Below are 8,413 nucleotides of genomic sequence, written 5' to 3' on the forward strand. Positions count from 1 at the left end.
CCTCCCCACTCCGCCGGAGCCCCCTCCCGTCCGCGACGACGAGGCCTGGGAACGGCTGTACCTGGAGCGCACCTGGGCCCCGAAGAAGGGGCTCATCGGCTGGCTGAGCGAGGTGCACCACACGGAGATCGGCAAGCGCTACATCATCACCGCGTTCGTCTTCTTCCTCCTGGGAGGCATCGAGGCGCTGCTGATGCGCTGGCAGCTCTCCGGCCCGGAGAAGCAGGTGATGGGACCGGACCTGTACAACCAGGTCTTCACCATGCACGGCAGCACCATGATGTTCCTCTTCGCCGTGCCGATGATGGAGGGCGTGGGGCTGTACCTGGTGCCGCTGATGATTGGCACGCGCAACGCGGCGTTCCCGCGCCTCAACGCCTTCGGGTACTGGACCTACCTCATTGGCGGCCTGCTGCTCTACGGCGGCTTCCTGCTCAACGTGGGGCCGGATGCCGGGTGGTTCAGCTACGTGCCGCTGGCCGGGCCGCAGTATTCGCCGGGCAAGCGCGTGGACATCTGGGCGCAGATGATCACCTTCACGGAGCTGGCGGGCCTGGCGGGCGCGGTGAACCTCATCGTGACGGTGTTCAAGCACCGCGCGCCGGGCATGTCGCTCAACCGCATGCCGCTGTTCGTGTGGGCCATGCTGGTGAAGTCGTTCATGGTCGTCTTCGCCATGCCGGCGGTGATGGTGGCCAGCACCTCCCTGGCCATGGACCGGCTCATCGGCACGCACTTCTTCAACGCGGCCGAGGGCGGCGACGCGCTCCTCTGGCAGCACCTGTTCTGGTTCTTCGGTCACCCGGAGGTCTACATCATCTTCATCCCCGCGCTGGGGATGCTGTCCTCCATCCTGGCCGTCTTCACGCGCCGGCAGGTCTTCGGCTACCTGCCGGTGGTGCTGTCCATGGTGTCCATCGGGTTCATCGGCTTTGGCCTGTGGGTGCACCACATGTTCGCCACCGGCCTGCCGCAGCTGGGGCAGAGCTTCTTCACCGCCGCCAGCCTCATGGTGGCGCTGCCCAGCGGCGTTCAAATCTTCTGCTGGCTGGCCACGCTGTGGGGCGGACGGCTGTGGCTGAAGCTGCCCCTGTACTGGGTGCTGGCCTTCTTCGCGGTGTTCGTCACCGGCGGCCTGACGGGCGTGATGCTGGGCACGTACTCGGTGGATCAGCAGGTGCATGACACGCACTTCGTGGTGGCGCACTTCCACTACGTGCTGATTGGCGGCGCGGTGTTCCCGCTCTTCGGCGGGCTCTACTACTGGTTCCCCAAAATCACCGGGCGGATGCTGGGCGAGCGGCTGGGGAAGTGGAACTTCTGGACCTTCTTCCTCGGGTTCAACCTGACGTTCTTCCCGCTGCACTTCCTGGGGATGATGGGGATGCCGCGCCGCGTGTACACGTACGGCGTGGAGCGGGGCTGGCAGCCGCTCAACCTGCTGGCCACGGTGGGCGCGGTCATCATGGCGGTGAGCATCACGCTCCTGCTGGTGAACATCTTCTGGAGCCTGAAGCGCGGCGAAGTGGCGGGGAACGACCCGTGGGGCGCGGACACGCTGGAGTGGGGCACCACGTCGCCGCCGCCCTCGTACAACTTCCTGCACCTGCCCACGGTGCGCGGGCGCTATGCGCGGTGGACGGCGGCGGAGGACCAGCCCGTCGTCACCGGCGTGCGCAGCGACCGCAAGGAGGTGCTCGTCACGCGGCTGCTGGACGCGGCGCCGGACCACCGCGCGGAGCTGCCCGGGCCCACGCTGTGGCCGCTGTGGGTGGCGCTGGCCACGGGGGTGATGTTCATCATGGTCATCTTCACGCCCTGGGGCATCGTCGTGGGCGGCGTGCTGCTGTTCATCACGCTCACGGGCTGGTTCTGGCCCCGGCCGCCCTACAAGGAAGAGCTGGCCCCGGAGCAACCGTCATGAGCCCTCCGCGCCGCACGCTGGACGTGTCGCACCTGCCCACCTTCGCCTTTGGCCACCGCGATCCGCTGTGGTGGGGCGTCACCGGGCTGATGGCCATCGAGTCCACGGCCTTCGTGCTGATGCTCGCGAGCTACTTCTACATCCGGGGCAACTACGCCCACTTCCCGCCCACCGCGCTGCCCTTCTACGTGAAGGTCGTGGCCGCGGTGATTACGGGCGTGATGCTCTTGAGCGCGGTGCCCATCCACTACGCCAACCGCGCGGCGCTGAAGGGCAGGCTGCGCGGGATGCGCTGGGGGCTGGCGCTGGGGAGCCTGTTGGGCTTCGTCGTGGTGGCGCTGCGCATCGTGGAGTTCCTGTGGATTGGCTTCCGCTGGGACACGCACGCCTACGGGTCCATCTTCTGGTTCATCGTGGGCATGCACACGGTGCACACCCTCTCCGGCTCGCTGGAGGACCTGCTGCTGTTGGGGGTGCTGTTCAAGGGACCGGTGGAGGAGAAGCACCTGGTCGACGTGCACACCAACGGCCGCTACTGGTTCTTCGTCGTCGCCAGCTGGCTGCCCATCTACGTCATCCTCTACCTGGACCCCGCGGTCCTCGCGAGCTGAACATGTCACACGCGACTCCGGATGACGGCGTGGGCACCGGGCGCAACGCGGCCCTGTGGGCGGGCGTGCTGCTGCCGCCGTTCGCGTGGCTGCTGGCGCTCCAGGTGACCTACAGCCTGGTGACGTCGAACTGCCAGAAGGCCCGGCCCGCGCTGCTGCACGGCGTGCTCGTGGGCGCGGTCGTGCTGCTGGGACTGGGGGCGTTCTCCGCGTGGCGCTCGTGGCGGGCGCTGCGCGGAAGGCCGGGCACGCTCGAGGACAGCGGCGTGGGCCGGGCCCGCTTCATGGCCGCGTTCGGACTCCTATCGAGCGCGCTGTTCACCCTGCTGCTCGTGGCCACCGCGATTCCCACCTTCCTGCTGAGGCCCTGTGACTGAGCGCATCCGACGGCTCTTCTGCCTCTTTCTGGGCGTGCCCTGCGTGGCATGGGCCCACGGCGGCGAGACGCACCACCTGAACACGCACGACGTGCTGCGCTGGTGGACCGTGGATCCGCTGGTGCTGGGGATGCTCGCGGTCTCCGGCGTGCTGTACGCGTGGGGCCTGCGGGCGCTGTGGCGGCACTCGGCGCCGGGCAAGGGCGTGCGTGGGTGGGAGGCGGGGATGTTCGTGCTGGGGTGGCTGACGCTGGGCGTGGCGCTGCTGTCGCCGCTGGACCGGCTGAGCGACATCCTGTTCTCCGCGCACATGACGCAGCATGAACTGTTGATGCTGGTGGCGGCGCCATTGCTGGTGCTGGGCCGGCCGCACCTGACGGCGCTGTGGGCGCTGCCGGAGGCGTGGCGTGCTCCGGTGGCGCGGGCGTTCCAGGGGCCGAAGGCGCGGTCGGTCTGGCGCGGGGTGACGGGGCCGTTCGTGGTGCTGGTGCTGCACGCGGTGGCGCGCTGGGTGTGGCACGTGCCCGCGCTGTTCGAGGCGGCGCTGGAGAACGAGGCGGTGCACGCGGTGCAGCACCTGTGCTTCTTCGGCACGGCGGCGCTGTTCTGGTGGGCGCTCTTGCGTGGGCGTTATGGGAAGGCGGGGTACGGGGTGGGGGTGTTGTTCGTGTTCGCCACGGCGGCGCACACGAGCATCCTGGGCGCGCTGCTCACGTTCGCGCGGTCGGTCTGGTATCCGCTGTACGCGCGCAGGGCCGTGGAGTGGGGGCTGGGCGCGCTGGAGGACCAGCAGCTCGCGGGGCTCATCATGTGGGTGCCGTCGGGGGCGCTGTTCCTCGCGATGGGGCTGGCGTTGTTCGCGGCGTGGCTGGGGGAGTCGGAGCGGCGCGCGGACATCGCCGAGGGCGAGGCGTCAGCGCCGAGGGAGACGGTGCCGTGAGGGCTGTGTTCGTGGTGGGGGTGTTGCTGCTGGGCGGCTGCAAGCAGGCGGCGAACCAGGACGCGAAGCAGACGGCCATGGCCATCACGGGTGGCGACGTGGAGCGCGGCAAGGAGGCGCTGCGGCACTACGGCTGCGGCGGCTGTCACGTGATTCCGGGCGTGCCGGGCGCGACGGGACAGGTGGGCCCGTCGCTGGAGGGCATCGCGCTGCGCACGTATCTGGCGGGCCGGCTCCAGAACGCACCGGAGAACATGGTGCGGTGGGTGCAGCATCCGCAGTCCATCGAGCCGGGCAACGCGATGCCGGAGCTGGGCGTGAAGGACGGGGACGCGCGCGACATCGCGGCGTATCTGTACACGTTGCGATGAAGGCGACGTCACCGTTCGCCGTGCTCGCCCGGAGGCCCGACATCCAGTAGAGCGGAGCGCGATGCCTGGACCGCGCGCCTCTTCCCGACTGTCGTTCTCCTGCTGGCTTGGACTGGCATTGCTGCTGCCCGGAGTGGCCAGCGCGCAATCGGAGCCGCCCGCTGAGAAGGAGCCTGTGGAGGAACAGGTTCCCAGCGAGACACGCACGGTCGTCACCGCCACGCGTTTGCCGCGTCCGCTGCGCGACGTGCCCGCCACCACGGTGGTGATTCCTCGCGCGGAGATGGAACACAGCCCCACGCTCACGCAGGACGCGCTCATCCGCACGCTTCCTTCCGCGGCCACGTTCCGCCGCACGCCGTCCCTGGTCGCGGACCCCACCGCGCAGGGGCTCAACCTGCGCGGGCTCGCGCCCTCGGGTGTGGCTCGTGGGCTCGTGCTTCTGGACGGGCTCCCCTTCAACGACCCCTATGGCGGCTGGGTCTTCTGGCGCGCCCTGCCCCGCCTGGGCCTGGACCGCATCGAGGTCGTCCCCACCGGCGGCTCCGCGCTCTATGGCAGCGCCGCGCTGGGCGGCGTGGTGCAGCTGTTCTCCCGGCCCATCACCGGCCCGGTGCTCGACGCCGACGTGTCCGCGGGCAACCTGGGCACCGGCTTCGCCGCCGCTCGCATCGCGGACCGCTGGGGCCGCGTGGGCGCGTCGCTGGAAGTTGAAGGCCTCACCAGCAACGGCTACCGCATCGTCCCCGAGAATCAGCGCGGCCGCGTGGACGCCGACACCCCGTCCAATCACTTCAGCGCCCAGGCGCGCGTCGAAGCCGAGCCCACCGACCACCTCGCCCTCTCCGCTCGCGCGGGTGTGTTCCGCGAGGTGCAGAACGGCGGCACGAAGTACACCGTCGCCAGCGTGGACCTGGCGTGGTTCGCCGCGAACGCGCGCCTCCGCACGGACGGCGCCGGCGCCTTCGAGCTGGGCCTCTACGGCCGCACCCAGGACTTCTCCCAGGACCGTGCGCGCGTCAGCTCGGACCGGAACTTCGAGGCCTTCTCCGCCTACCAGGACGTGCCCGCGAACGACCAGGGTGGCTCACTCGTCTGGACCGGTCCGGAGCTGAAGATGGGCGGAGCCCACGTGCTCGCCGCGGGCGTGGACGTGCGCCGCTCCGCCGGACACGCGGACGAAGTGCTCTTCCCGCTTACGTACACGCCCACGACGGTCTACGCGCGCACCACGCGAGGCACGCAGCTGTCCGGCGGCGTCTTCGTGCAGGACCTCTACACCGTGTCCCCCGCGCTGGAGTTCGCCGGCACGCTGCGCTGGGACACGTGGCGCAACTTCAACGGCAGACAGCTGGTCAGCGTCGCGAGCGGCTTCACCACCGCCACCGAGTTCGAGCCCCGCACCGCCAGCCAGCTCAGCCCGCGCCTGGCCGCGCGCGTGCGCCCGCTCGACTGGCTCACCCTGCGCGCCTCCGCGTACCGAGCCTTCCGCGCCCCCACCCTCAACGAGCTCTACCGCCCCTTCCAGGTGGGCACCATCCTCACCGCCGCGAACCCGGACCTGGGCGCCGAACGGCTCTGGGGCACCGAGGCCGGCGTGGAGGCCACCGGCCCGCACGGGCTCACCGGCCGCGTCACCGGCTTCTGGAACGTGCTGGACGCGCCCATCACCAACGTCACCCTCGCCACGCCGCTGCCGGACGGCTCCACCCGCCAGCGCCAGAACCTGGGCCGGGCCCGCGTCCGGGGTGTCGAGCTGGGCGCGGACTGGCGCGTGTCGCGCCGGTGGACCGCGCTTGCGGCGTACACGTTCGTGGACCCCGTCGTCACGCGAGCGCCCGGCCAATCTGGCCTCGTGGGGCGTCAGCTTCCGCAGGACCCCAGGCATCGCGGCTCGCTGGCAGTCACGTTCGACGACCCGTCCATCGTCTCCGTCACCGCGCAGCTGCGCGTGTTCGGTCCGCAGTACGAGGACGACCTCAACACGCGCGGCATGGGCGGCGCGGCGGTGGTGGACCTGTTCGTGAGCCGTCACCTGTTCTGGAAGGTGGACGCCTTCGGCGCGGTGGAGAACCTCTTCGACCGGCAATACCTCGCCGGCCGCGCGGGCGTGGACACGCTGGCCCCGCCCTTCCAGGCCCGCATCGGTCTGCGCCTGCGAGACGTGTTCAGCGAATCGAGCGCACGGGCGGCACCGGTCGCACCGGCCCGTTGAACCAGCGGCTCAGCTCCGTCGTGTCGTCCATCCGCTTCGCGGGCGGCAGGCTGGACAGGAACACGCGGCCGTAGCCCTTGGTCACGATGCGGCGGTCCAGCATCGCCACGATGCCCCGGTCCGCCTGCGTGCGGATGAGCCGCCCGAAGCCCTGACGCAGCGCCAGCGCCGCCTGCGGCAGCTGGTACTGGTCGAACGGCTCCTCGCCGCGCGCCTGAATCTGACGGATGCGCGCGGCCACCAGCGGGTCGCCCGGAGAGGCGAACGGGAGCCGGTCGATGATGACCAGGCTCAGCGCGTCCCCGGGCACGTCCACGCCCTCCCAGAAGCTGTGCGCGGCGAAGAGCACGCTGGGCGTCTGGCGGAAGGCGTCCAGCAGCTGCTGCTTGGGCCGCTCTCCCTGGAGCAGGGCTTGATAGGGCAGCCGCGTGGCCGTCAGCTCGTATGCGCGCACCATGTTGCGCAGCGACGTGAAGAGCACGAACGCGCGCCCTCCCGTCACTTCACACAGCTGGATGATTTCCTCCGCCGCCGCCTCGATGAAGCCCGGGGCGCTGGGGTCCGGCAGGTGCGTGGGCAGGTACAGCGCGGACTGGCGCGGGAAGTCGAACGGGCTGGGCACCGCCAGCGTGCGCACGCGCGTCACGGGCTGGCCCTCGTCGTCGTACATGCCCATGCGCTTGGCGAAGAAGTCGAAGCGGCTGTCCGCCGCCAGCGTCGCGGAGGTGAACACCACCGTGTCCAGCGCGCCGTAGAGCCGGTCGCGCAGCTCCTTCGCCACGTCGATGGGGTTCGCGCGCAGGAACAGCCCCTTGCCTCGCGCCTCCGCCCAGTACACGTGGTCCGCGGACTCGGACTTCTCCAGGAACGTCAGCTGCTCCGCCATCTCCTCCGCGCGGCGGTGGATGGCGGCCAGCTCCGGCTCGCGCTCGCTGCCCGCGAAGGACGCGAGCGCGGCCAGGCCCTCGCGCACCTGCTCCAGCGCGCCGGACAGCTTGCCCATCGTCTCCGGGCGCAGCGCCACGGTGGACTCCTGGCTGGACAGCCCCAGCGCGCGCGGCGCCTGGAGGAACAGCGCGTCCGCGTGCGAGCGCACCCGCTGGGCCAGCGCGGAGAGCGTCGCGTGCCGCTCGTCCTTCGCGGGCAGGGCCGCCACCGCGTCGCGCGACAGCTCCTCCAGCCGGTAGTTGGACACGCTGCAGCCGAAGTGGCTGCTGGCCGCGTCCTCCAGCGCGTGCGCCTCGTCGAAGATGACCGCGTCGTAGAAGGGCAGCACGCCCTCCGTGCGCTTGCCGGAGCTGCGCAGCGCCAGGTCCGCGAAGAACAGGTGGTGGTTCACCACCAGCAGGTCCGCGGTCTCCGCGCGCTTGCGCATCCGCGTGACGAAGCACGTCTCATACTGCGAGCAGCGCGAGCCCAGGCACGTCTCCGACGTGGTGGACAGCCGCGACCACGCGGCGAAGGACTCCGGCAGGTCCAACTCCGCCCGGTCCCCCGTCTCCGTCTGCGTCACCCACTTCTTGAGCAGCGGCCACTGCTTCGCCTCTTCCTTGGAGACGAACTGCGGGTCCTTCTCGAAGGCGTCGTAGCGGTGCAGGCACAGGTAGTTGCCGCGCCCCTTGAGGTACGCCGCCTCGAAGCGCATCCCCAGCTTCTCGCTGAGCAAGGGCAGGTCCTTGAAGAACACCTGGTCCTGCAGCGTCTTCGTGGCCGTGGACACCACCACCTTGCGCCCCGACAGCAGCGCGGGCACCAGGTACGCCAGCGTCTTGCCCGTGCCCGTGCCGGCCTCCGCCAGGAGGTAGCTGCCCTCGGAGAAGGCCCGCTCCACGGCGCGCGCCATCTGGAGCTGCTCCGGGCGGTGCTCGTACGCGGGCAGCGCCTCTTCCAGCGCGCCACCAGGACCCAGCAGGCTGTCGACAGAAGGGGGACGGGGCGCGGGCGCGGACATGCGGCGGTTCGGGGGCAGGAGGAC

The 8,413-nt window shown here is 70.5% G+C and carries 7 protein-coding genes; 6 read left to right on the plus strand and 1 reads right to left on the minus strand.

Annotation, left to right across the window (positions count from 1 at the left end):
• From ctaD to D7X55_RS30695, 6 genes are all read left to right on the plus strand, one after another.
• The coding region (gene ctaD / locus D7X55_RS30670) for a cytochrome c oxidase subunit I (RefSeq protein ID WP_121724914.1) at positions 1–1,924 on the plus strand (1,924 nt) is incomplete at its 5' end.
• A complete protein-coding gene (locus D7X55_RS30675) occupies positions 1,921–2,535 on the plus strand; it encodes a cytochrome c oxidase subunit 3 (RefSeq protein ID WP_120551643.1) in 615 nt (204 codons plus the stop codon). The genes ctaD and D7X55_RS30675, both read left to right, overlap by 4 nt.
• 2 nt (positions 2,536–2,537) lie before the next feature.
• Positions 2,538–2,912, plus strand: a complete 375-nt coding sequence (locus tag D7X55_RS30680) for a hypothetical protein (protein WP_120551644.1) — start codon at positions 2,538–2,540, stop codon at positions 2,910–2,912.
• Positions 2,905–3,852: a cytochrome c oxidase assembly protein gene (locus tag D7X55_RS30685; RefSeq protein ID WP_199747222.1), complete on the plus strand. Its 948-nt coding sequence runs from the start codon at positions 2,905–2,907 to the stop codon at positions 3,850–3,852. The genes D7X55_RS30680 and D7X55_RS30685 overlap by 8 nt, the downstream gene beginning before the upstream one ends.
• Positions 3,849–4,223: a cytochrome c family protein gene (locus D7X55_RS30690; protein ID WP_199747224.1), complete on the plus strand. Its 375-nt coding sequence runs from the start codon at positions 3,849–3,851 to the stop codon at positions 4,221–4,223. Before D7X55_RS30685 ends, D7X55_RS30690 begins: the two co-directional genes overlap by 4 nt.
• 61 nt (positions 4,224–4,284) lie before the next feature.
• On the plus strand, positions 4,285–6,438 hold the full coding sequence (locus D7X55_RS30695; protein WP_121724915.1) for a TonB-dependent siderophore receptor: 2,154 nt from the start codon (positions 4,285–4,287) through the stop codon (positions 6,436–6,438).
• On the opposite strand, the gene D7X55_RS30700 is transcribed toward D7X55_RS30695, so the two are convergent.
• Positions 6,392–8,389 carry an ATP-dependent DNA helicase gene (locus D7X55_RS30700; protein WP_120551646.1) on the minus strand — a complete coding sequence of 666 codons (1,998 nt, stop codon included), beginning with the start codon at positions 8,387–8,389 and terminating at the stop codon, positions 6,392–6,394. The two genes, D7X55_RS30695 and D7X55_RS30700, sit on opposite strands and share 47 nt — an antisense overlap.
• Positions 8,390–8,413: the final 24 nt, after the last annotated feature.

Source organism: Corallococcus sp. AB049A, from assembly GCF_003668885.1.
In the GTDB taxonomy this organism is placed as follows: Bacteria; Myxococcota; Myxococcia; order Myxococcales; family Myxococcaceae; genus Corallococcus; species Corallococcus interemptor.